We start from the raw sequence: 22,956 nt of genomic DNA, 5'->3' as shown, positions 1-22,956 counted from the left end.
GGGTCGTCAGGTCAGGGTCAGCGTCTGCTGAAGCTGGCCGCAGAGCGGACCGACGATGTCGCGGCCCTCGGTCCACTGGCAGGTCACCTGCACGACGTGGTTCTCATCGAAGATGAAGAAGTTCCGCTGGTAGAGCGTGGGCCCGCCGTCGCGGATGATGCTGAACCGGAAGAACCCCTCGCGGCCGTTGATGAGGGCGGGCGTGTGGCTGGTCGGGTCCGCGTCGTTCACGACGAGCGCGTCGTACTCGTTCACGAACGTCAGCTGCGACTGGTAGTCGGGGTACGCCGTGCCCTCGGGCAGCAGGTACGAGGTGACGTAGATGTTCGCCTCCGCGCCGACGCCTTCGGCGGTGACCGTGTAGCTCCAGCCCTGGTGCTCGTAGGCGAGCACGTACGGGAACACCAGGTCGGGCGACTCGGTCACTCCGGTGGGCACGGTGTAGACGGGCGTCGCGGGGAGGGCCGGATCCAAGGCGACCGCGGTGGGCGACTCCACCACTGTGGGCGTCTCGGTCGCTTCGGCGCCCTGGTCGTCGGCGCCTCCGGACTGGCAGGCGCCGAGCGCGAGCAGCATCGCAGACAGAGGCGCCAGCGCCGCGAACTTCCTCATTTTCGGTCCTCGGATTCGATCGGGGGAGTGGAGACCAGAATGGAACCCATCGTAACAGCGCGAGGCCATCGGGCCCGTCCTCCGGTCCGGCGGCTGTGAGCGGCGCTCGACGGCGCCGGGCGGCCGTCAGAACGGCGGCGGCGTCCCGGCCGAGACCGCCTCGCCGAGGTTGACGCCGTGCCATTGCCGCTTCGCCTGGGCGAGGAACTCGCCGGGAGGCAGGTCCCAGGTGTGGCCCTCGGCGCGGCGCGACAGGACGTACCCGAGCCCGTGCATCCGGTAGATCCGGCCCTGCGCCGCCAGCAGCGACCGCATGAACGCCACGTCGATGGCCGACGGGAGGGGCCGGAACCCGCCGAGGTCGCGGATCGTCGCGCGGCTCGTGAGGAGGGTCCCGCCCGAGACGTGCTGGCTGCGGCGCTCGTTCAGGCCGAACCGGTGGATCGTGGTGCGCAGCGGTTCCAGGTAGACCAGCTCGGCGAGGCTGCCGACCAGTTCGGCGTCGGAGTAGCGGGCGGCCGCGAGGAGGTCCCCGACGTGGTGCGGGCTGTACCAGTCGTCGTCGTCGAACTTGGCGAGGTAGTCGCCGGCGGCGGCGGCCACGCCCTGGTTCAGCGCCTCGCCGAACACGCTCGACTGCGGCGCCTCGACCACGGTGACCGACCGGGTCGTGCGCGACACGGCCTGCTTGACCTCGGGGCGGTCCGCGGAGAACCCGTGGAGGACGAGGACGATCTCCAGGTCCGCATGGTGCTGCCGCTCGATCTGGCCGATGGCGAACGCGAGGAAGTCCGGCCGCCTGGTGCACAGCAGCGCCGAGACCGACGGCCGGAGGACGGGCAGGCCGTGCGCGGTGCGGATGCGGTCCAGCCGGGCCTGCTGCGAGTGCTCGCGCAGGGCGATCCGGCGCGTCTCGACGCTGTGGTGCTGCCGCCGGAGGGCGTCGTCGAGCCGTTCGGGGACGGCGCCGTCGATGCGGCCGAGCAGCTCGCCTCCGAGGGCGGCGGCCCAGTCGGGGCTGGGGTTGGCGCTGGTGAGCGGGACGCCTGCGGCGGCGAGGCCGGCGACGGCCCTGAGGGCGGCGATACTCCCGGGGTGGCTGCGCCAGTCCACGGCGACCGACTGGAAGGGCCGCAGCCGGGCGGTCTCCGCGTCGGTGACCCCGGTGGCGGGGATGCGGACCGGCGCGGCGTTCTCGGCCTCGGCGGTCCAGCAGACGCCGTCGTAGGCGAGCCGTGCGGGGCCCTGCGGGGCGTTGTTGTCGAAGCCGATCGGGTTGACCGTCTTCTCGTCGAACGGCGGGAGGCCCTCGGCGTCCAGTTCGGACAGCTCGGGGAGTTCGCGGGGGCCGACGGCGGCGGTCGCGAGCGCGCCCTCGCGGACGGCGATGCGTTCGCGGGAGGCCGTGTGCAGCAGCAGGTCCGATGCGGGGAACGGCGCGTCGGCCTCGGGTTCGCCCTCTTCGACGGCGGTCGCGTGCGGCCCTGAGGCCCACGCGGTCGCGTCGGGACCCGCGGCGCCGATCCGGGGAGCGACCGGCGAGACCGGGCTCGCGGGTGCGGCGATGACGGCCGCGACGAGTTCGCCGAGCGGGACGGCCCGGTCGGTCGAGCTCTCGACCCGCCACAGGCCGCCCGGTCCGCGGCGGATGTCGAGGCTGCGCAGCGAGTTCCAGGCAGGTGTGTCCGGCAGATGGACGGTCCTGGGGCGGTGCATGTCGGACAGGTCGGTGACGGCGACGAGCAGCCGCTTCGCCTCGGGGAGCCGGCCCGCCAGCGTCGCGGCGCGGCGCAGGTCCGTCGCGGTTCGGGCGATGAGCGCGGCGGATCCGGAGGCCCCCGGGGCGGGGGCCGCGTCCTCGAGGTCCACCGCGGCGGCGAGCGGCTCGCCGAGCGCGGCCGCCAGTGCCGCGTCGGAGCCGAACCCGATGGTGAACACGGTGTCCACAGCGAGCTTCCGGAGGCGTTCGATCACCATGTCAGCGCCCCAGCAGGCGCTTCAGGCGGCGCTTGACCCCGGCGGCGATCCGGCGCGGGCCGCGCCGTTCGCCGGGGCCGGCCTTCTCGGCCTCGCGGCGCCACTTGGCGGCCGACCGCTCCCAGTCCCGGGCCGACTGCTCCCACTTGGCGGCCGAGGCGCGCGCGTCGGACGCCGACTTCTTCCACTTCTCCGCGAGCTTGCGCTGCTCCTCTTCGGCGGCGCGCAGGCGCTCCAGCTCCCGCTGGATCCGGCTCGGCCGGAACCACGGCACGGCGGTCCCGTCGGCGAGGCCGAACAGCTCGTCGCCGTCGGCCCACCACAGGCCCCACACCTTGTCGACGGCCTCGTCGGAGCAGTCCTCCAGCCCGGTCTCCCACCGGGCGCGTCCGATCGCGGCGGTGCGGTCGAGGCGGACCGCTACGGGCTCGTCCTGGCCCGAGCGGCTGAAGTTGACGCGGCCGGCCTGCTGCTTGTCGGCGATGTCGAGCGCGGCCTCGATCGCGTCGTGCCGCAGGGTGACGCCCGCCGCCAGCGTGAGCCGGTAGGGGACCGGGGCGGCGGTCGGGGCGACCGCGTCGGTGAACGCGACCCGCTGATCGGCCGCGAACAGCTCCATGGCGAGCCGTGCGTCCTGGTCGGGGTCGTCCAGCGGCCGGTAGCGGCCGGCGGCCGGAGCCGGCCAGTCCCCGACCACGTTGACGGCGACGTCGGTCCGGTCCCCGGCGAGGACGGAGCCGACCGTGGCGGCGACGGCCTCGAACGACCGGCCGCGCGAGTCCACGACGACCTCGACCATCGGCACCCGCCACTGGACGCCCTGGGGCTTGCGGTGGTGGTGCAGGAGCGGGACGCGACCGGCGAAGAACGGCTGCCGGTAGCGCATACCGCGCTCCTTGGCGGCGCGCATCTGCGACTCCCCGATGTGCCACGCCTCGGCGGCCTTGTCGGCGATGTAGGCGGCGCCCTGCTGGCTGAACCGGTAGCTCAGCTCGGTGTCCTCGCCGAGCAGCAGGTCCGGCGCGACCCCGCCCGCGGCCTCGTACAGCCGCCGCGAGAAGGACACGGAGGCCCCGTTGGCGACCTTGAACGTCTGGATGTCGCCCCTGCGCAGCTCGTCGCGGTTGCGGATGACTTTCGACGTCCACTCGCGGTCGACGTCGAGCCCCTCGAAGAGGCCCCATCCCTTCCCCGTCTCGATCGCGTCGCGGACCGTCTCGGGGGACAGCTCCTCCGCCTCGATCTCCGCGAACGCGAGTTTGCCGATCACGACCGCGTAGTCGATCTGGTGGTGCCAGCGCATGTGCGCCTCGACGTGGTGGCGGGAGGCGAGGACGTCCGAGTCGAGCCGCAGGACCACCGAGCCGGTCGAGGCCTGAACGCCGGTGGCGACGGCCGCGGCGATGCCCCAGCGGCCCTCGGGGTTCCGCACGACCTTGACCCCGGCGGGCGCGGGTTCGCGGGCCGCGAGCGGGACGTCGCTGCCGTCGTCGACGACGACGACCTCGGTCAGCTCGGCGGGGTAGCTCTGCGCGGCGAGGGCCGCCAGTGCGAGGTCGAGCTTGGCCTGCGAGCCGTACGCCGGGATCACGACGGAGACGGTCTTCGTCGGCGTCCAGCGGCCGAGCGGGGCGGCGTCGAGCGCGCCCCAGTCATTCCGGCGGATCAAGTCGGCTCCTCAATGCTGTGACTCAGCCTACGCGGGTGGCTCTTCGGGAGGGTGCCGGTGAGCGGCGGGATACGCTGATGGCGGGATTCTGAGGGATCCTACTACAATGCCCTCTGACCTTGCCCGACGTGGGTTGGCCACTGGTTGCTACGATCGGCTTTCGCGACTCGTGCTCTGGCTTGCGGTTGGTCGCCGCAGTGGAGGTACAGGTCTCGTATTCGATGGTCCGAGCGCGCCGTTCCCCTCCGTGCAACCCAAGGTGAAACGACCCCATGTTCATTGATGTGCCCACCGGGCTCCGGTCCCGGTTTCTCCAGGACCACGTCGAGGTCGCGCTCAAGCGCAAGTCGGAGGCGCTCAGCGCCACGGCGATCCGGCTCGGCTCGGTCGGGATGCGGGACATCTTCGCCTCGCTCGCCTTCGAGCGGCCGACCACCTACGCCGAAGCGCTGGAGGTCATCGAGAGCGGCGACGCCAAGCGCCTGCCCGGGCAGGGGAAGGACTCGGTCGACTACCTCGCGAAACTCGCGGGGGTCCTCGTGGCGCAGCGCGTGGAGCCGGACGACCTGGAGCGCGCGTTCGCGATCTTCGCGTTCCTCGAAGGCGGATTCGGCACGGCCGCCCTCGACGAGCAGCACCAGGCCCTCTACCTGCACCTGGGAAAGCGCCTCCGCGGAGACGCCTGGGCCTTCAAGCAGCTGCGGCGCAGCCGCAACCTCAACCAGCACGTCGCCCGCGCCTTCGAGTGCGACCAGGCCAGGAACGACGCGGTCGACCCGGCGGCGGACGCCAGGTGGCTGCACCGGCTCTCCCGCCTCGTCGGCGCCGACTGCGTCCTGCACGCCGACCGCGGACCCGACCCGTTCGACCGGCTCGAATGCGAGGCCGTCGAAGTCGAAGGGGACGCCGAGGTCTCGGCGATCATTCCAGCGCTCGCCGGCGACGCCGCGCTCACCGCGCTCCGGTCGGTCCTGCGCCAGTCCCTGCGGGTTCGGCAGGTGTTCCTCGTCGCCGACCGCGACCTCGACCCGGAGGAGCTGGCGGCGGCCGAGGCCGCCGAGCAGGTCACGGTCGTGCGAGTGCCGGAGGGCACGTCCTTCGGCGAGGCCGTCAACACCGCGCTGAAGAAGACCTCCGGAGAGTTCGTCCTGCTCGTCGACCCCTCGGACTGGTGCTTCCCCGACCTCGTCCGCCATCATGTGGAGCGGTTCCGCAACGCCAAGCACACGGTCGTGGTCCGGACCGCGCGGCTGCGCGCGGACGGCGACCTCCGCTTCAAGGCGTTCGGGTGCTGGCGCCCCGACGTCTACGCGCGCACGGTCATGTTCCGCCGCAGCGTCGTCGACGAGCTCGGCTACCTCGACGAGCTCGGTCCCGAAGCCGTCGAGGAGTACATCGACCGCACCCGTCTGCCGTACGGCGGCAAGGCGGTCCTGATGTCCCGCGCCCGCCTGCTGGTGCTCTCGCGGGACGACCGCGAGGAGATCGGTTACCGCGAGGCCGAGGAGCGGATCACCGCGGATTGGTTCCCCGCCTACCGGAGCGCCTACTGGCGCTGGCACGAGGACCTGTACGCGAAGGGCGAGACGCCGTTCCTGGCGTCCCCGCTTGGCGCGCGCCCGTTCGCGCTGCCGCCGGGACTGCGCCCGGGGACCGGCCGGCGCGGGTACGACCTCGTGTACGCCAGCGACTGGCGGCCCTACGGCGGCCCGGCCAAGTCCATGCTGGAGGAGATCCGGGCCGCGCTCACGGCCGGCCTCCGGGTCGGCGTCATGAACCTCGAGGCGGTCCGCATGATGACCCCCGAGACGCGCGCGCTGTGCCATCCCGTCCAGGAACTCGTCAGCGCCGGGAGGATCGACGTCGTCCGGCCCGACGAGGACGTCGACATCGACACGCTCGTGATCCGCTACCCGCTGGTGCTCCAGTTCGATCGCACGATCCAGTTCCCGGGTACGGTGCGGCAGCTCCTGATCCACGCGAACCAGCCGCCGCACGAGGCCGACGGCAGCGACCTGCGCTACTTCACGCGCGACTGCGAGCGGAACGCCGAGCAGTGGTTCGGCGTCGCCCCGGTCTGGGTCGCACAGGGCCCGCAGGCCCACGCCTCGCTGCGCGAAGCCGTGCCGCCGGTGTCGCGCCCGCTGTCGGACGAGCACATCCCCGGCATCCTCGACGCCGCGGACTGGCGCATCCGGCGGGACGGCTTCCGCTCGGACCGCCCGGTGATCGGCCGGCACTCGCGCGACCACTACACGAAGTGGCCCGGAACGGTCAAGACGCTGCTGAAGGTCTACCCGAAGAACCCGCGGTTCGACGTGCGGACCATGGGAGGGTCACTCGCGGTGACCGAGCTGCTCGGCAAGCAGCCGCCTCTCAACTGGATCATGTACGAGTACGACGAGACCGGTGTCAGGGACTTCCTGTTCCAGCTCGACTTCTGGGTCTACTTCCCGCACGAGATCCGCGTGGAGGCCTTCGGGCGCGCGATCCTGGAGGCCATGGCCTCCGGCTGCGTGGTGATCCTCCCCGAGGTGTTCCGGTCGACGTTCGGCGACGGCGCCCAGTACTGCGCGCCCGAGGAGGTCGTGCCGCTCATCGACCGGCTGTACCGCGACGAGGACGCCTTCCGGCGCTTGAGCGCCCGCGGGCAGGACTACGTCGCCGAGCATTTCGGCTACGAGTGGTACCGGCGGCTCCTCGCCGACCGGGTCCTGGCGCCGAACCGGTTCGGGGTCGCCCCGGAGGCCGCTCCGGCCGTCCCCCAGCACCGCGGTTCCCGCGAGACGTTGAAAGGCCTGACCTCATGACGAACTTGACCAGATGGCTCACCCGCCGGCCCCAGGCCGTGGTGGCGGCGGCGGCCCTGCTCCAGGTGATCGGCTTCGCGGCCTTCCTGATCGGGTTCGAGTCGGTCGCCCTCGCCGTGGTCATGGCGACCTCCATGCTGCTGCTGGCGGTGTCGCTCGTGGTGCTGCGCAAGCTGAACGCCGTCGCATCGCGGCCGGGCGCCGCGGGCACGGGCCGCGTGATCAAGACCGCCTCGGGGAAGGTCGGCGGGAGCGTCGCCGCCGACGCCGACCGTGCCGAGTACCTGCTCCGCCGGGTCCTCGCCGCCTTCGAGCAGGAGCGCTACCAGGTGCAGCGCCGCTTCGAGGAACTGGCCGAGCGGGAACCGTCCCGGGACTTATCCTCCGACGCCGCGGCGCAGGACGAGGGTCCCGTAGTCGTGGCGGTGCTTCTCCACGGTGAACCCCGGGAACTCCTCGCTCCAGCGCTCGCCGATGATCCGCTCTTCGCGGCGGTGCGCGTCGTCGAGGACGATCACGGCGTCGGGTGCGAGGCGGTCGAAGAGCACCGGGACCGCCGGGAAGCGCGCTTCGGGGCCGATGTCCTGGGGCGGACCGTCCACGAACACGAGGTCGACGGGCTCGTGCGGCAGTCCGCTGTAGTCGTACCAGAGCGCGGTCGCGCCGCCTGCCTTCACCTCGGTCAGCGGGGCGTCGAGGACCTGCGCCCACTCCGTCAGGCCGTGGTCGGCGAGGAGCCTGCGGGTGGCCTCGGCGAACTCGGGCTGGTGTTCGAGCGCGGTGACGCGACCGGCGCCGTTGGCCTTGAGCGCGTAGGCGAGGATCACCGTGGTGGTGCCGCATCCGCATTCGACGATGTTCCGGCTGCCGTTCGCGGTGACCTCGTTGTAGAGGAAGCGCGCCAGGTCGGCGCCCGCGGCCCAGCCGTGGAGCAGCGGGAGCGACCGGTCGGGGTCGATGTCGCGGTAGAGGGCCAGCAGGTCCTCCATCTCGGCGTAGAGGGTGCGGGTCCAGGCCCTGACGACGCGGCTGGTGTGGTTCGGCAGCTTGTCGACGGCGGTGAGGATCCGGTCGACGTTTTCTGCGGACTGCGCGGACCGGGCGCGGTCTCCGCTGAGGCCCTCGATGTCGGCGGCGACCCTGTCGAGCGTCGCGCCCAGTCGCTCCACCTCGCGCGTGACGGCCGCGATCTTCCCCGCATGCGCCGCGCGGCTCTTGCGGAGGCTCTCCTCGACGGCGGTGAACTGCTGGGCCACAAGGGCTTCGAGTCGGCGCTGGTGTGCCCGCGAGCGGTGCCAGGCGGCGTACGCGCCGCCGAGAGCGGCTACGGAGAGCATCGCGTAGGCCGCCAGCGGGGCGCCGTCGACGATGAAGCCGAGCACCGCGGCCGCGGCCGCGGCGCAGGCGACGGCCGCCGGGATTCTACGGAAGGGGTTGATCATCGCTGCCTCGGTCGACGGGAAGGTTCGCACTGACTGTACTGAAAGGCGTCTCATGCGGTCCCCGGGGGTTACGGATCGTTCGCGACTGCACAACGGTTCGGCGTCGGTTCGGAAGGGGATTCCAAGCGGCGCTGCGCATTCCGAAGGGGACGGCGAAGGGCCGGGACCGCATCGCGGTCCCGGCCCTCCGGCACTCCCGTTCCGGGGAGTCCTGGGACTAGACCAGGCCCTTCTTCTCCAGGGCCGAGCAGACCGTGTCGACGATCTTGCCGGTGACGAGGTAGGGGTCCATGTTGGCGTTGGGGCGGCGGTCCTCGAGGTAGCCCTTCTTGTCCTTCTCGACCTGCCAGGGGATGCGGATCGAGGCGCCGCGGTTGGAGACGCCGTAGGAGAACTGGGTGTAGTGGGCGGTCTCGTGGGCGCCGGTGAGGCGGTCGGCGATGCCGTCGCCGTAGACGGCGATGTGCTCGGCGGCCTTCTCGCCCAGGGCCTCGCACGCGGCGATGATGGGCTCGTAGTCCTCGCGCATCGCCTTGGTGGAGAAGTTGGTGTGGCAGCCGGCGCCGTTCCAGTCGCCCTTGGCGGGCTTGGGGTCGATCGTCGCGGAGACGTTCCACTCCTCGGCGGTGCGGTAGAGCAGCCAGCGGGCGAGCCACAGCGAGTCGGAGACCTCGAGGGCGGACGCGGGGCCGACCTGGAACTCCCACTGGCCGGGCATGACCTCGGCGTTGATGCCGGAGATGGGGAGGCCGGCGGCGAGGCAGTTGTCGAGGTGCTTCTCGACGATCTCGCGGCCGAAGATCTCGTCGGAGCCGACGCCGCAGTAGTAGCCGCCCTGGGGGGCCGGGTAGCCGCCCTCGGGGAAGCCGAGCGGGCGCTCGCCCACCATGAAGGTGTACTCCTGCTCGATGCCGAACCACGACTCCTGGCCGGCGTACTGCTCGGCGATCGCGGCGGTGGCGGCGCGGGTGTTGGAGGGGTGCGGGGTGAAGTCGATGTCGAGGACCTCGCACAGGACCAGGATGTGCTCGCCGCCGCGGATGGGGTCCGGCACGACCTTCACCGGGCGCAGCACGCAGTCCGAGGTGTGGCCCTCGGCCTGGTTGGTGCTGGAGCCGTCGAAGCCCCAGATCGGCGGCTCTTCGCCGGCGCCGAGGATCTTGGTCTTGGAACGCAGCTTGGCCGTCGGCTCGGTGCCGTCGATCCAGATGTACTCGGCTTTGATGGCCATCAGGTAGGAGCCCTTCCTCAATACGCGGTCCAGCTCGGGGCTCGGACCGGGCCGGGCCTGGGGCTGTGCTGCCACGCTCCCAAACAGCAATTTCCCGCTCGTTGATCACTTGTAAACAGTGTGTTAACCGGTGCTGTGCGTGAGCACTGAGAGGCTGTGAGTCCTTCTCGCCCTATTTCAGGGATAAAATCTGATTCACCCCGTATCCCCGGTAAGTCCGTTCTCGTTCTTACAGGTGCGAGCGGCCAGACCGCTCGCGCTCAGGTTCAGGACGACGGGGGAGACGATGGGACGCATCGCCGCAGGCAGCGGGAATGCTCGCCGCCTCAGCGTGCTCCGGTTCCTCCTCGGCGCCTCGCTCACAGCATTCGGCTCGCTTCTCTTGGGGGCCTTCGCAATGGCGACTTCCGCTTGGGCATCAGACGATCAACTGGCATCGCAGGGCCTTGCCGCGATGACCGACCCCCTCTCCGCAGAGGTGTCCGACATGTCGCGCCTGGCCGCGCGACTGGTCCCGCAGAACCAGCAGGGACATCGGACGCCGGCGGTGCAGGGGGAGGTCTCGGGGCTGGTGTCGGGCCTGTCGGAGCCGGTGGGATCGCTGATGGACGAGACGGACGCAGCCGTGCACTCCGTGCTGCCGAGCGGCGCCGATCCCGGCTTGCTCGACCTGGACGACAAGTCCGTCGGAGACGGCACCGCCGAAGTAGTGGCACCACTGGTGGGAACCCTCGTGCAGGGAACGGCGTCCATCGCGGACCGCCCCGCCCCCGTGGTGTCCGGTGTCTATGAGACTGTCGCGCCCCCGACCGATCAGGTCGGCGACCTGGCGCGACTGGTGACCGATGGCCTGCGTCTCGGCGACGCGACGACGCCCGGGAGCGTCCTCGCCGCTGCCGCAGGACAGCCGAGCTTCACCACACTTGCGGCGAATTCCGACTCCAGCGAGGTGGCGGCGGTGCTCCGAGGAGCACCCAGCGGCCGGCCGGCCGCCGCCTTCGAGTGCTCCGCAGCCGATCACGGCGTGCGGGGGACGGACCAGTCCGAGGTCGACGAGGTGCGCGGCGTGCCGCGCACCGCCGCGAAGCCGTGGCGGGACCACGGCCCCGCGCTTCCGGGCCTGAAGATCATCCCCGGTGGAGCCGCTGGCTCGACCGCCGGTATCACCGTCGACAGCGGTCACAACGCTGTCTGCGTCTCCCCGTCCGCCGCGGGGGAAGAGGTGTCACTCTCCCGCACGGTGATCGGGGAATTGGGGCGGCCGCTGGACCGCGCCGCCGAGCTGTCCGTCGCCCCAGACTAGGGCCGCCGCGCGTCGACGCGCGGGGAACGAAGTCCGCCTTCGCATCTCCACCGGTCAGTGCCCCGGGGTTCACCTCCGCGGCGCCTCCGGCGCGCCGACGCGCGGCAGGCCGTCACCGCCGCCTCCGCAGAGGCAGTGGACATCAGAAAGCCGCCCGAACCGTCGGGCGCACAACCCAGAAGGAAACCGCAACTCATGCGCAAGGCTCTCGTCGTCACCGCCGCTGCTGCCGGAGCGGTCGCCGCTCTCGGCTCCGCCGGCTCCGCCATGGCCCAGAACTCCGGCGTCTGGGCGGGCCCCGTCAGCCTCGTCAACATCGACGCCTCCTCGGCCGCCCACTGGCAGATCTGCGGCCAGAACGTGCTCGCGCAGTCGTTCGGCCAGGTCTGCGACAACCGCGACCACATCGGCCCCGGCCCGCAGTCCGGCATCCAGGCGGGCGACGTGTCGCTGGCCAACCTGGACGCCTCCTCGGCCGCCCACTGGCAGATCTGCGGCCAGAACGTCGGCGTCTCGCCGTCGCTCGACCAGCAGTGCCTGAACTACGACCACCTGAACGAGTAGCACTTCCCAGGGTGGTCCGTCCTCACCGGACGGACCACTCCGCGGAAACACCAAGAAATCCGACAGAGAACGGGGAACAAACAATGCGCAAGGCTCTCGCCGTCACCGCCGCTGCCGCCGGAGCGGTCGCCGCTCTCGGCTCCGCCGGAACCGCCATGGCCCAGAACTCGGGCGTCTGGGCGGGCCCGGTCAGCCTGGTGAACATCGACGCCTCGAGCGCGGCTCACTGGCAGATCTGCGGTCAGAACGTGCTGACCCAGTCGTTCGGCCAGAACTGCGACAACCGCGACCACATCGGCATGGGCCCGCAGTCGGGTGTGCAGGCGGGCGACGTGTCGCTCGGCAACCTGGACATCTCGGACGCCGCCCACTGGCAGATCTGCGGCCAGAACGTCGGCGTCGCGCCGTCGCTCGACCAGGACTGCAAGAACTACGACCACCTGACCCACGCGGCCGAGTAATTCGACCGGGGGCGGGCCCTCAGCCTGAGGGCCCGCCCCGTCACTTACGAAAGGAACTCATCACATGCGCAAGGTTCTCGCCGTCACCGCCGCCGCTGCCGGCGCCGTCGCCGCCCTCGGTGCGGCTTCGCCCGTCATGGCCGCGGCCTCCGGCGTCAACGCCGGCCCGGTCAGCCTGGTGAACATCGACGCCTCGAGCGCGGCTCACTGGCAGATCTGCGGTCAGAACATCCTGACGCAGTCGTACGACCAGAACTGCGACAACCGCGACCACTTCGGCGACGACCAGGGCTCCGGCGTGAACGCGGGCGACGTCTCGCTCGCCAACGTCGACGCCTCGTCGGCCGCGCACTGGCAGATCTGCGGCCAGAACGTGCTCGCGCAGTCGTTCGACCAGGTCTGCGACAACCGCGACCACTTCGGCGACAACGCCGGCTCGGGCATCGACTCCAGCGAGGTGTCCGCCGCCAACCTCGACGCGTCCTCCGCGGCCCACTGGCAGATCTGCGGCCAGAACGTGCTCGTCGCGCCGTCGTGGAACCAGCAGTGCCTCAACGCCGACCACGTCTCGGACGACGGCGACGGCCCCGACAAGGGCCACGACCAGGGCGACTACTAGACCAGTCGTTTCCCCCGGTTTGGTCGAGAAAAGGTAGAGGAACATGCGTAACACCACCATGGTGGCGGTCTCGGCCGCCGCAGCCGCCGCGGCGGCGGCGTTCTCGGGCGGGGCGGCCCAGGCCTCCACTCCCGACTGGCTGACGCTGGCCACCGTGGAGTCCGAGCACGACTCGGTACTTCCCGGTGTGTGCGAAGCCGATCAGGCCGGTGCGATCACGGACATGGCCTGCGGCACGGTGCTCGGCTCGCCGGCGGCGGACGAGATGGCGCACGGCGAGGAGCTCCCGGAGACCCCCGCGGGCTACGGAGGCGCCTCACTCGCCAACGTCGACCTGCGGAACTTCGCGAAGTGGAAGGTCTGCGGGGTCGCGGTCGGCGCCGAGACCCAGGGGACCGTGTGCGACAACTCGATCCAGGGTCCGGCCGAACCGGTGTCTCCCGGGAGCGGGGTGTCGCTCGTCAACGCCGACACCACGGGCGCCTTCCAGTGGTCGGTCTGCGGCTTCTCCGTCGGCCAGGCGAACGTCACGTCCGCCTGCTGAGCCGGACCGTCCTTCATACCCAAGCGGCCGGAGTCGTCTCGGACTCCGGCCGCTCCCCTGTGTCCTAGGGGCGCTTCAGCGCTCGAGGGTCCACCGGTCCCCGGAGTCCAGCGCGACCTTGCGTCCCAGCACCCGCACCGCGGTGTCCACCGCGGACACGAGCTCCAGGGCGGTCACGGCCCCGTCCCTCCAGGCCAGGCGTTCGACCGTGACCCCGCCGCGGGCCCGCAGGCCCCGCACCTCCCCTTCGGGCCAGGCGCTCGGCAGCGCCGGGAGCAGCTCGATCACCGGATCGCCGTCGACGGCGCGGTGCGACTGCACGAGCATCTCGGCGATCGCCGCGGCCGTCCCGAGGTTCCCGTCGATCTGGAACGGCGGGTGCGCGCACAGCAGCGAGGAGTAGACGCCGCCGTCGGCGTACTCGGCGCCCGCGCCGCGGAACCCGACCGGGGTGAGGAACTCGCCGAGCAGCCGGTGCGCCCGCTCGCCGTCGCCCAGCCGCGCCCACAGCGCGGTCTTCCACGCGAGCGACCAGCCGGTCCCGGCGTCGCCGCGCGCCTCGAGGCTCCTGCGGGCCGCGTCGAGGAGCTCGGGGGAGTCGGCGAACGAGTCGCCGGGGAACACCCCGTACAGGTGCGAGACGTGCCGGTGGTGCGGCTCGGCCTCCTCGCGCTCGGCGGCCCATTCGAGGACGCGGCCGTCGGCGCCGATCTTCGGCCCCGCCAGGCGCGGCAGCGCCTCCTCGATGTGCTTGAGGAGCTGGAGGTCCTCGCCGTGGAGGGTCTCGGCGACGACGTCGGCGGCGTCGACGACGAACGCGAACAGCTCGCGCACGAGGGTCGCGTCCATGCCCGTGGACTCGTCGATCGCCGAGTTCCCCTCCGGCGTGGTGAACTCGTTCTCGGGGCTCGACGCCGGGTTGGTGACGAGCGTGCCGTCCGAGCCCTCCGAGAGGCGGTCGAACGCGAAGCGGGCGGCGCCGAGGACCACCGGGAACCGGTCGGCGAGGAACTCCTCGTCGCGGCCGAACCGCCAGTGCTCGGCGAGGTGCATGGCGAGCCACAGCCCGCCCATGGGCCAGGCCTGCCAGCAGGCGCGGCCGTCGACCGGGGTCGTCAGGCGCCAGTAGTCGGTGTTGTGGTGGCAGCACCAGCCGCCCGCGTCGTACATGCGCCGCGCGGTCTCCCCGCCGGTGGCCGCGAGTTCGTCGACGAGGTCGAACAGCGGCTCGTGGAACTCGGGGAGGCCGCAGGTCTCGGCGGGCCAGTAGTTCATCTCGACGTTGATGTTGGTGGTGTAGTCGCAGTTCCACGGGGGCGTGACCTGGTCGTTCCAGATGCCCTGGAGGTTCGCGGCCTGCGTGCCGGGCCGCGAGGACGCGGCCAGGAGGTAGCGGCCGAACTGGAACGCGAGCACCGCGAGGTGCTCGTCCGACTCGCCGGAGGCGCGGCGGCGCAGCCGCTCATCGGTCCGCGCCTGCGCAAGGGGCCCTTGCGGTCCGAGGTCGAGTTCGACGCGGTCCATGACGGCCTGGTGGGCGGCGCCGTGGTCGGAGAGCAGCGGCCCCCAGCCGATCGCGGCCGCGCGCCGGGCCTCGTCGCGGGCCCGGTCGAGCGCCGCGGCCTCGTCGAAGTCGGAGCGGATCGCGACGTAGGCCTCGACGCTGGTGCACCCGCGGAAGCGGTGCCCGCCCTCGGTCGCGACCAGCTTGCCGTCGCAGCGCAGCTGGGCGTTCAGGCCGAGCCGGCGCACGCCCGCTGCGGACGAGTAGTCGGGCCTGCCGCCGGCGACGCTCACGGGCGCTCGCCCGGTGACGCTCAGCTCGTCGCGGCCGGCCGCGATGGTCCCGCCCTCGTGCGGCCATGCGAAGTCGAGTTCGAGGTCGAACGGCTCGTCGGCCCTCCAGCGGATCGCGACCACCTCGTGGGCGACCGAGACGAAGGCCCGCTGGCGGACCCGGCCGCGGTAGGCGGTCGCGATGCCGCCGCGCAGGTCCAGCTCGCGGTGCTCGGTCCCGTCGTGGCCCGGGTGGACCGCGGTGAACGCGCCCGCGGGCTGGTAGGCCTGGACGCTCGGGCCCTGGAGGGTGGTGAGGAGGCGGTCGGCGGCGACGTGCTCGCCGCGGCGCACCAGCTCGGCGGCCTCGGCGGCGACGCCCTCGACGCTGTCGGGGACGCCCTTGTTGCCGTCGCCCGACCAGAAGCCGTCCTCGTTCAGGTCGATGCGGTTCCCCCACAGCATCGCCCCGATCCGGCCGTTCCCCAAGGGAAGTCCGTCATGCCAGGCTTCCGCGGGTTTGTCATAGCTCAGCTGCAATGCTCGCGACATGCCGATATCCTATAGGATCTGTGCCACCGCGTTTCCGGGCCCGCCCCTGCTGAACAACAGGTGAACGCGGCGCAACCCCAGTTCAAAGCCGAGCGTGAATCAAATGCCCACCTCCGCATCCGGCAGGGTCACTCCTCCGGTCGAGCCGTTCGGAGCCCCGCCATGCACCGCAAGCGATCCCTCACCACCGGCTTCGCGGCCGCCGCCGGCCTCGGCGCGGCCCTCGCCCTGTCGACCCCCGCGCAGGCCGCCGAGGTCATCATCCTCATCGACCGCGACCAGATCCCCACCACGGCCGAGGAGTTCCCGACCCACTCCTGCGACGGCCTCCCCGAACTCGGGGACGACCACGACGTCTGGATCTTCGAACTCCCCGCCGAGGCCGGCGCCGAAGGGAACTTCGTCGACATCACCGCCACCTACGCCGACGCGACCGGCAGCGAGCGGACCCGCACCATGGGCGTCCACGGCGACCTCCTCGGCGAGCACACCGCCTACGTCACCGCCCCCACGGGCTGGACCCTCCTCGACGCCGACGCCCTGGTCAACGACCCCGACGAGGGTGCGACCTTCGAACTCGTCCGCACCTGCCTCGGCGCGCCCACCGAGGAGCCCACCGGTGAGGAGCCGACCTCGGAGGAGCCGACCTCCGAGGCGCCCACCTCGACCGGCGAGGAGACCTCGCCCGGCGCCGAGTCCCCGACCGGCCCGATCCTGCCGGTCACCGGCGTCCCGCTGGGGGTCTCGTTCGTGACGGCCGCGGCCCTCGCCGCCGCCGGCGCCGCACTCCTCCTGATGCTGCGCCGCCGCGAGTCCCAGGAGTCCTAGACCGAACCTCCCGACTCGGCGTCCCCGGGGCCTCGGCCCCGGGGACGCCGTCGTTTTTCGACGATTTCGGGGTGGATTGGCAGGTCAGCCGTTCGGATGAATCCTGGATCCACCCGTTCGGAACGCAACTGCGGTGCACCCGCCTGCGTGGTCATCTCGTCCGCGCCTGGCCCAGGCGCGGTCGGGCACCGGCACGTGTCCGACACCTCCGACCACCCATCACGGAGTGCAGTCCCTTGAAATTCACACGCCGCCAGAAGATCGCCGGCGCCATGATGGCGTCCGGCCTCGCCGGAGCCGTCGCGCTCGCCTTCGCCGTGCCCGCGCTCGCGGGGAACCACGACACCATCGACATCAACCCCGGCAACGTGCCGACGACCGCTGAGGGATTCGAAGACCGCAGCTGCGACCAGATCCCCGGGAGCACCGAGGACTGGCTCGACGGCTGGGTCTTCGTGCTGCCCAGCTCGGTCGGCGCCGACGGGAACTTCCGCTACATCGAAGCCGTCTTCGAGGACGAGGACGGCAACGTCGTCCGCTACAACACCGAGGACGACGGCGGGATCGTCTCCGGCTCGGGGAACAACAAGGCGTACATCGTGACGCCGGCCGGGCTCACGCTCATCGACGCCCAGGCCGAGATCAAGCGCGAGGACGACAGGGAGCGGAACGGCAACGGCAACGGCAACGGTGGAGGGAACGGCGGCGGCAACGGCGGCCACGACCGCGACTACTTCAACCTGACCCACACCTGCCCCGCGACCGAGGAGCCCCCGGGGGAGGAGACCCCGAGCGAGGAGCCCACCACCGAGGCGGAGACGACTTCGGAGGAGGAGACGACCTCCGAGGAGGAGACCACCTCTGAGGAGGAGACGACCTCGGAAGAGGAGACCACGTCCGAGGAGGAGACCACCTCGGAGGAGGAGACGACCTCCGAGGAAGAAACGACCTCCGAAGAGGAGACCACCTCGGAGGAAGAGACCACGTCCGAGGAGGAGACCACCTCGGAGGAGGAGACGACCTCCGAGGAAGAAACGACCTCCGAAGAGGAGACCACCTCGGAAGAGGAGACCACGTCCGAAGAGGAGACGACCTCCGAGGAAGAGACCACCTCTGAGGAGGAGACCACCTCGGAAGAGGCTTCGAGCCCGGCCGGGTCCGCCTCGGAGACGGCCGCGACCAGCTCCGCGCCCGCCGCGGTGTCGACCTCGCCGGCCGGGTCGGCGCTGCCGACGACCGGTTCGTCGCTCACGTACTACCTGGTCGGGGCCGGGGTCGCACTGCTCGCCGGCATCGTGATCCTCGTGGTGCTGCGCCGCAGGAGCGAGCTCGAGCAGGAGTAGGGGTGCGGGCGCGGCTGTGACCAAGGCCGCGTCCGTTATAGAACCGTTATGCAACCGCACAAGACGCCGCCGCGTTTAGCAGTTGTCTCAGGGCAGGGAGCCCGGCGCGTCCGCGCCGGGGACGAGACCTCCGACTACCGCCCGCTGCTTGACGGTGCGGTCCTTGTCGAGCCCCCGGAATCCTGCCACCGGGGGCTCGACCCTAAGTCGACGCCCCGGAGCCGTCCCCCCCTTGGCTCCGGGGCGTCGCCTCTTCCCCGGTTGTGAAGAGTGTGTAAAACTCACAACTTCGCGCCCTGCTCGCTTCTCTTTCCGTGGCGGACCCGGTACATTACCGGCAGGTTCAGTACCTGCCCCATTACCCTGTTTCCCGAGGTGCCTGCTGCCCGGCATCCACCACGCCCGCACAGGAGTGCCCGCCACATGGCCACCGACGCCACAGAAGAGAAGAAGGACGCGCCCGAGCCCGAGCTGGGCCGCGTCGACAAGTACTTCGGCATGACCGAGAACAAGACCAACTGGAAGCGCGAGGTCCTCGCCGGGACCACGACCTTCCTCGCGATGGCCTACATCCTCGCGGTCAACCCCGGCATCCTCAGCTTCGGCCTGTCCGCGGCCGGGGTCGACGCGCCGAACCCGGGCGCGGTGTTCACCGCGACCGCGCTCGCCTCCGCGCTCGGCTGCCTCGTCATGGGCCTCTGGGCCCGCTACCCCATCGCCACCGCCCCCGGCATGGGCCTGAACGCGTTCTTCGCGTTCACCGTGGTCCTGACCCTCGGCATCCCGTGGCAGACCGCGCTCACCGGCACCCTGGTCTCGGGCGTGCTGTTCTTCATCCTCGCCGTCACCGGCGCGCGGGAGTCGATCATCAACGCGATCCCGGCCCAGCTCAAGCTGGCGGTCGGGGCGGGCATCGGCCTGTTCATCGCGTTCATCGGCCTCAAGGGCGGCGGCATCGTCGTCGGCTCCGAGGCCACGCTCGTGACGATCGGCGACTTCACCTCCGGCACGGTCCTGCTGACCGTCTTCGGCCTGGTCGCGACCGCCGTGTTCATGGTCCTGGGCTGGAAGGGCGGCGTGTTCTACGGGATGCTCGCCACGCTGGTCCTGGGCGTCCTCACCGGCGTCATCGACTTCGAGCTCGCCGAGGGCTTCACGCCGAACCTCGACTCGTTCGGCGCGGCCTTCACCGGCTTCGAGGACGCGTTCACCGTCCACATGATCGCGGTCATCCTGACGATGCTGTTCGTGGACTTCTTCGACACCGCGGGCACGCTGTTCGCCGTCGCCGGCCAGGCCGGGCTCGTCAAGGACGGCAAGCTGCCCCGCGCGGGCCGCGCCCTCGCCACCGACTCGATCGCGACCTCCGCGGGCGCGGTGCTCGGCACCTCGACCACGACCGCGTACATCGAGTCGACCGCGGGCGTCTCGGTCGGCGGCCGCACCGGCCTGACGGCGGTGACGACGGGCTTCTGGTTCATCGTCTCGCTCGTGGCGTTCCCGGTGTTCGGCCTGGTCGCCAACAACCCGGCGGTCACCGCGCCCGCGCTCATCGTCGTGGGCGTGCTCATGGCGAAGGCGCTCGGCGAGATCGAGTGGGAGAAGCTCGAGTACGCGATCCCGGCGTTCCTCATCGTCGCCGCGATGCCGCTGACCTACTCGATCTCCAACGGCATCGCCCTGGGCCTGGTGTTCTTCCCGATCATGATGGCCGCCAAGGGCCGCTGGAAGGAAGTCCACCCGATCGCCTGGGTGCTCATGCTCGCCTCGATCGGCTACTTCCTGTTCCTGACGGAGTAGCACCGCACGTCGAAGGGCCCGGGAGGTGATCCTCCCGGGCCCTTTCCTCTTCTTGCGGCTACGCGGCGCGGCGGAGCGCCTCGCTGATCTTCATGCGCGAGCCCGTGTACAGGACGCTGCGCTTGTACAGTTGCGAGCCGAGCGCGAGCGCCCCGGCGGCGGCGAGCGCCAGGAGCAGGGCGGAGAGGCCGATCTGCCAGGCCGGGACCTCGGTGATCGCCATGCGGGTGGGCATCGCGATGCCGGAGAACGGCGGCACGATCGACAGGACCTCCGCGAACGTGCTCGTCGGCGCGTTGAGCAGGAAGATCGCGCCGAGGTAGGAGAGCGTCAGCGACATGATGAGCGGGGTCAGGACCGACCCGGACTCCTCCTGGCGCGACACCAGCGAGCCGACGCCGCCGGCGAGGGTGCCGAACAGCGCGAACGCGATGAGCCACCAGCCGATCGAGGAGACCGCCGCGCCGGCGGTGCCCGGCGGCAGGTCGGAGAGCATCCCGGTGGCGGCCGAGACGCCGAGGCCGACGGCGACCATGGCGACGAGGTTGACCAGGGAGATCACGCCGAGGCCGATGACCTTGCCGCCCAAGAGCTGCCAGGGCTTGAGGCTGGTCAGCAGGATCTCGACGATCCGGCTGGACTTCTCCTCGACGACGCCCATGGCGATGTACTGGACCGGGGTCATGAGCATCATGAACATGATGATGGAGATGATGAGGCCGGTGAAGTAGTCGAGCGTGCTGCTGACGCCGCCCTCGGACTCCAGGGTCACGAACTCCAGCGGCTGCACGGTGAGCGCCTCGCCGATCTGCTGGTCGCTGAGCCCGGCGTTCGACAGGTTCGTCTGGACGCTCGCGGTCTGCCAGGCGGCGTCGATCTTGGTCTCGTCCTCGTTGCCGATGCCGTCGAGGCTGTAGAGCGAGCCGTCGGCGACGGCCGCCTCGACGGTCTCGTCCTCGACGGCCCGCTCGGCCTCGTCGGCGGTGTCGAAGAGGGTGATGTCGAAGCCGCCCATGGCGTCGAGCTGCGCCTGCATCGCGGGCGCGGTGTCGCCGGAGAGGCCGATCTTGGTGTCGCTGTCGTCCCCGCCGATGAGGCTGGGGAGCGCGGCGAGGACGCCGACGATGACGACGGTGACGACGAGGCTGATGACGTTGGACTTCGAGAGGCCGCGGACGCGGATCTCGCGTCCGGCGACGAGCATGAGCCCGCGCATCTTCGAGGGTTCGTTCTGCGTCATCGGGTCACGGCCTCTCGGAAGATCTCGGCGATGGTCGGCTGGTCGTAGGCGAAGCGGGTGACGCGGCCGGCGGCCGCGGCGATGCGCAGCGCCTCCTGGTCGTCGCCGTCCTCGATGAGGTAGTCGTCGCCGTCGCGGGTGACGGTCCCGGAGAACCGCGCGGTGAGGTCCTCGTCGGTCTCGACGCTGATGCGGAGCTGCTTGACCTCCTTGGCCTTCAGTTCCTCCACCGAGCCGGAGGCGATGATGCGGCCGTTGCCGATGATGACGACGGAGTCGCAGAGCCGCTCGATGAGGTCGAGCTGGTGGCTGGAGAAGATGACGGGCGCGCCGGCGGCGGCGCGGTCGCGGAGCGCGGTGCCCATGACGTCGACCGCGATCGGGTCGAGGCCCGAGAACGGCTCGTCGAGGATGAGCACCTCGGGGTCGTGGACGAGGGAGACCGCGAGCTGGACGCGCTGCTGGTTGCCCAGCGAGAGGTCCTGGACGAAGTCGCCGATGCGCTCGGTGAGGCTGAGCTGCTCCAGGAGCTCGGCGGCGGACCGCTTCGCCTCGGCCTTCGTCATGCCGTGCAGCTCGCCGAAGTAGGCGACCTGCTCACCGGTCTTCATCTTGGGGTAGAGGCCGCGCTCGGAGGGCATGTACCCGAAGCGGCGGCGCTGCTCGACGCCGAGCGGCGCACCGTCGTAGACGATCTGGCCGGAGTCCGCGGCGAGCACGCCCATGGCGATGCGCATGGTGGTGGTCTTCCCGGCGCCGTTCGCGCCGACGAACCCGACGACTTCGCCCGCCTCGGCCGAGAGCGACACCCCGTCGAGGGCAACGGTGTCGCCGAACCGCTTGTGCAGGTCCTTGATTTCCAACATGACTTCACCCTAGATGCGGGGCCGGGCCGGTTCCTCATGCTTGAGGCTGATTCCGGCCCGGCCCGCTTCATTCGCGAGAAGTAATCACGCGGGCACGGCGTCCTTCGGCCGCCGGAACGACCGGAGCGCGAACACCCCGACCAGCAGCGCCGTCAGCGCCAGCAGCAGCAGCGCGACCGAGTAGTCGCCCCTGGCCTGGTACACCGCGCCCATGACCAGCGGCGGGAAGTACCCGCCGAGGCCGCCCGCGGCCCCCACGATCCCGGTCACGCCGCCGACCCGCGCCGGCTCGACCTTCTCGGCGACGAGCGCGAACACGCCGCCGGTGCCCAGGCCCAGGAACAGCGCCATGAGGACGAAGCAGGTGCCCGCCGGGACCTCCAGCGGCGGCTCGAACGACAGCAGCACCGCCATGATCGCGGCCCCGAAGAACGAGGTCAGGCAGATCTTCAGCGGCCCCACCCGGTCCGAGAGGATGCCGCCGGCGGGGCGGGCGACGACCGCGGCGAGGCTGAACCCGGCGGTGCGCAGGCCCGCCTCGGTCTGCGCGAGGTCGTACGCGGTCACCAGCATCGTCGGCAGGTACGTCGAGAACGCGACGAAGCCGCCGAACGCGACCGCGTACAGCAGCGACATCTGCCACGTGACCTTGAGTCTCATGACCCCCTTGAGGCGCGGCAGGGCCGGCTCCGTGGTCGGCGCCCACTGCGGGGCGTTCCGCGCGAACGTCCAGCACACGAACCCCATGACCGCGAGCGCGGCGCACATGAGCAGGTGCGTCGGGAGCAGCCCCATCCCGTCGACCAGGCGCGGGGTCAGGAACGCCGACAGGGCCGTGCCGCCCATGCCGGCGCCGAAGACCCCGGTGGCGAACCCGCGCCGCGCGGGCGGGTACCAGGCGTTCACGAACGGGATGCCGACCGCGAACGAGGTGCCGGCCAGGCCCAGCAGGAACCCGGAGGCGAGCAGCGCCGGGTACGAGCCGCCCGAGAGCCCGACCAGGAGCACCGGGACGATCGACACGAAGCACGCGGCGGTGAGCATGGCCCGGCCGCCGAAGCGGTCGGTGAGGATGCCCGCCGGGATGCGGCCGATCGCGCCGACCAGGACCGGGAACGCCACCAGGACCGAGGTCTGGGTCGGGTTCAGGGACAGGTCGTCGGCGTACGTCTTCGACAGCGGCCCGATCAGGTTCCACGCCCAGAACGTGAGCGCGAACGCGGCGGTGGCGAGCGCCAGGTTCCTTCCGGCTCCGCGCCGGACGGCGTCGGCAGTGCCCATGGGCGGCCTCCTCGCTGGTGCGTCACTGCCGCGGTCCT

At 71.2% G+C, this 22,956-nt stretch carries 18 protein-coding genes; 9 read left to right on the top strand and 9 right to left on the bottom strand.

The genetic code is table 11. The features are described 5' to 3' along the window. Positions 1 to 6: 6 nt before the first annotated feature. The 3 genes from ABD419_RS17100 to ABD419_RS17090 form a co-directional block, all read right to left on the bottom strand. The gene (locus ABD419_RS17100; RefSeq protein WP_344488529.1) at positions 7 to 612 is read right to left on the bottom strand and encodes a hypothetical protein; all 606 of its coding nucleotides are present in this window, start codon (positions 610 to 612) and stop codon (positions 7 to 9) included. 126 nt (positions 613 to 738) lie between these two features. Further along, positions 739 to 2,589, bottom strand: a complete 1,851-nt coding sequence (locus ABD419_RS17095) for a glycosyltransferase (RefSeq protein WP_344488528.1) — start codon at positions 2,587 to 2,589, stop codon at positions 739 to 741. Between the two features lies 1 nt (position 2,590). After that, entirely contained in the window at positions 2,591 to 4,258 is a 1,668-nt protein-coding gene (locus ABD419_RS17090; RefSeq protein WP_344488527.1) for a glycosyltransferase family 2 protein, read from the bottom strand. Positions 4,259 to 4,530: 272 nt separating this feature from the next. On the opposite strand from ABD419_RS17090, the gene ABD419_RS17085 reads away from it, so the two are divergent. Further along, positions 4,531 to 7,068 carry a glycosyltransferase gene (locus ABD419_RS17085; RefSeq protein ID WP_344488526.1) on the top strand — a complete coding sequence of 846 codons (2,538 nt, stop codon included), beginning with the start codon at positions 4,531 to 4,533 and terminating at the stop codon, positions 7,066 to 7,068. Positions 7,069 to 7,445: 377 nt separating this feature from the next. Here the strand turns inward: ABD419_RS17085 and ABD419_RS17080 are convergent, their stop codons facing one another. Together ABD419_RS17080 and glnII are read right to left on the bottom strand one after the other, a co-directional pair. Further along, positions 7,446 to 8,510: a class I SAM-dependent methyltransferase gene (locus tag ABD419_RS17080; RefSeq protein WP_344488524.1), complete on the bottom strand. Its 1,065-nt coding sequence runs from the start codon at positions 8,508 to 8,510 to the stop codon at positions 7,446 to 7,448. A 217-nt stretch (positions 8,511 to 8,727) separates the two neighbouring features. Further along, a complete protein-coding gene (glnII, locus tag ABD419_RS17075; RefSeq protein WP_344488522.1) occupies positions 8,728 to 9,741 on the bottom strand; it encodes a glutamine synthetase GlnII in 1,014 nt (337 codons plus the stop codon). Between the two features lie 286 nt (positions 9,742 to 10,027). On the opposite strand from glnII, the gene ABD419_RS17070 reads away from it, so the two are divergent. The 5 genes from ABD419_RS17070 (at position 10,028) to ABD419_RS17050 (ending at position 13,232) form a co-directional block, all read left to right on the top strand. Further along, positions 10,028 to 11,044 carry a hypothetical protein gene (locus tag ABD419_RS17070; RefSeq protein ID WP_344488520.1) on the top strand — a complete coding sequence of 339 codons (1,017 nt, stop codon included), beginning with the start codon at positions 10,028 to 10,030 and terminating at the stop codon, positions 11,042 to 11,044. 195 nt (positions 11,045 to 11,239) lie between these two features. Beyond that, complete coding sequence (locus ABD419_RS17065; RefSeq protein ID WP_344488518.1) at positions 11,240 to 11,608, top strand: hypothetical protein; 369 nt, start codon at positions 11,240 to 11,242, stop codon at positions 11,606 to 11,608. Between the two features lie 83 nt (positions 11,609 to 11,691). Next, complete coding sequence (locus tag ABD419_RS17060; protein ID WP_091048823.1) at positions 11,692 to 12,069, top strand: hypothetical protein; 378 nt, start codon at positions 11,692 to 11,694, stop codon at positions 12,067 to 12,069. Between the two features lie 64 nt (positions 12,070 to 12,133). After that, positions 12,134 to 12,688, top strand: coding sequence for a hypothetical protein (locus tag ABD419_RS17055; protein WP_344488515.1), 555 nt, complete (start codon positions 12,134 to 12,136; stop codon positions 12,686 to 12,688). 43 nt (positions 12,689 to 12,731) lie between these two features. After that, entirely contained in the window at positions 12,732 to 13,232 is a 501-nt protein-coding gene (locus tag ABD419_RS17050) for a hypothetical protein (protein WP_344488513.1), read from the top strand. 75 nt (positions 13,233 to 13,307) lie between these two features. On the opposite strand, the gene ABD419_RS17045 is transcribed toward ABD419_RS17050, so the two are convergent. Next, the gene (locus ABD419_RS17045) at positions 13,308 to 15,560 is read right to left on the bottom strand and encodes a glycosyl hydrolase family 95 catalytic domain-containing protein (protein WP_344488511.1); all 2,253 of its coding nucleotides are present in this window, start codon (positions 15,558 to 15,560) and stop codon (positions 13,308 to 13,310) included. 162 nt (positions 15,561 to 15,722) lie between these two features. Between ABD419_RS17045 and ABD419_RS17040 the strand changes: the two genes are divergently transcribed. The 3 genes from ABD419_RS17040 to ABD419_RS17030 all read left to right on the top strand — a co-directional run bounded on the left by ABD419_RS17040 (position 15,723) and on the right by ABD419_RS17030 (position 19,531). Next, positions 15,723 to 16,388 carry a hypothetical protein gene (locus ABD419_RS17040; protein ID WP_344488509.1) on the top strand — a complete coding sequence of 222 codons (666 nt, stop codon included), beginning with the start codon at positions 15,723 to 15,725 and terminating at the stop codon, positions 16,386 to 16,388. Between the two features lie 236 nt (positions 16,389 to 16,624). Next, positions 16,625 to 17,731: an LPXTG cell wall anchor domain-containing protein gene (locus ABD419_RS17035; protein WP_344488507.1), complete on the top strand. Its 1,107-nt coding sequence runs from the start codon at positions 16,625 to 16,627 to the stop codon at positions 17,729 to 17,731. 423 nt (positions 17,732 to 18,154) lie between these two features. Then, positions 18,155 to 19,531, top strand: coding sequence for an NCS2 family permease (locus ABD419_RS17030; protein ID WP_425556096.1), 1,377 nt, complete (start codon positions 18,155 to 18,157; stop codon positions 19,529 to 19,531). 58 nt (positions 19,532 to 19,589) lie between these two features. Here the strand turns inward: ABD419_RS17030 and ABD419_RS17025 are convergent, their stop codons facing one another. The 3 genes from ABD419_RS17025 to ABD419_RS17015 all read right to left on the bottom strand — a co-directional run bounded on the left by ABD419_RS17025 (position 19,590) and on the right by ABD419_RS17015 (position 22,918). Beyond that, positions 19,590 to 20,771, bottom strand: a complete 1,182-nt coding sequence (locus ABD419_RS17025) for an ABC transporter permease (RefSeq protein ID WP_344488505.1) — start codon at positions 20,769 to 20,771, stop codon at positions 19,590 to 19,592. Then, positions 20,768 to 21,637, bottom strand: coding sequence for an ABC transporter ATP-binding protein (locus ABD419_RS17020; protein ID WP_344488503.1), 870 nt, complete (start codon positions 21,635 to 21,637; stop codon positions 20,768 to 20,770). The genes ABD419_RS17025 and ABD419_RS17020 overlap by 4 nt, the downstream gene beginning before the upstream one ends. Positions 21,638 to 21,721: 84 nt before the next feature. Continuing rightward, the gene (locus ABD419_RS17015; protein ID WP_344488501.1) at positions 21,722 to 22,918 is read right to left on the bottom strand and encodes a nitrate/nitrite transporter; all 1,197 of its coding nucleotides are present in this window, start codon (positions 22,916 to 22,918) and stop codon (positions 21,722 to 21,724) included. Positions 22,919 to 22,956 lie beyond the last annotated feature (38 nt).

Source organism: Glycomyces endophyticus, assembly GCF_039531525.1.
Classification (GTDB): Bacteria; Actinomycetota; Actinomycetes; order Mycobacteriales; family Micromonosporaceae; genus Glycomyces; species Glycomyces endophyticus.
This window is presented reverse-complemented; position numbering and strand designations above follow the sequence as displayed.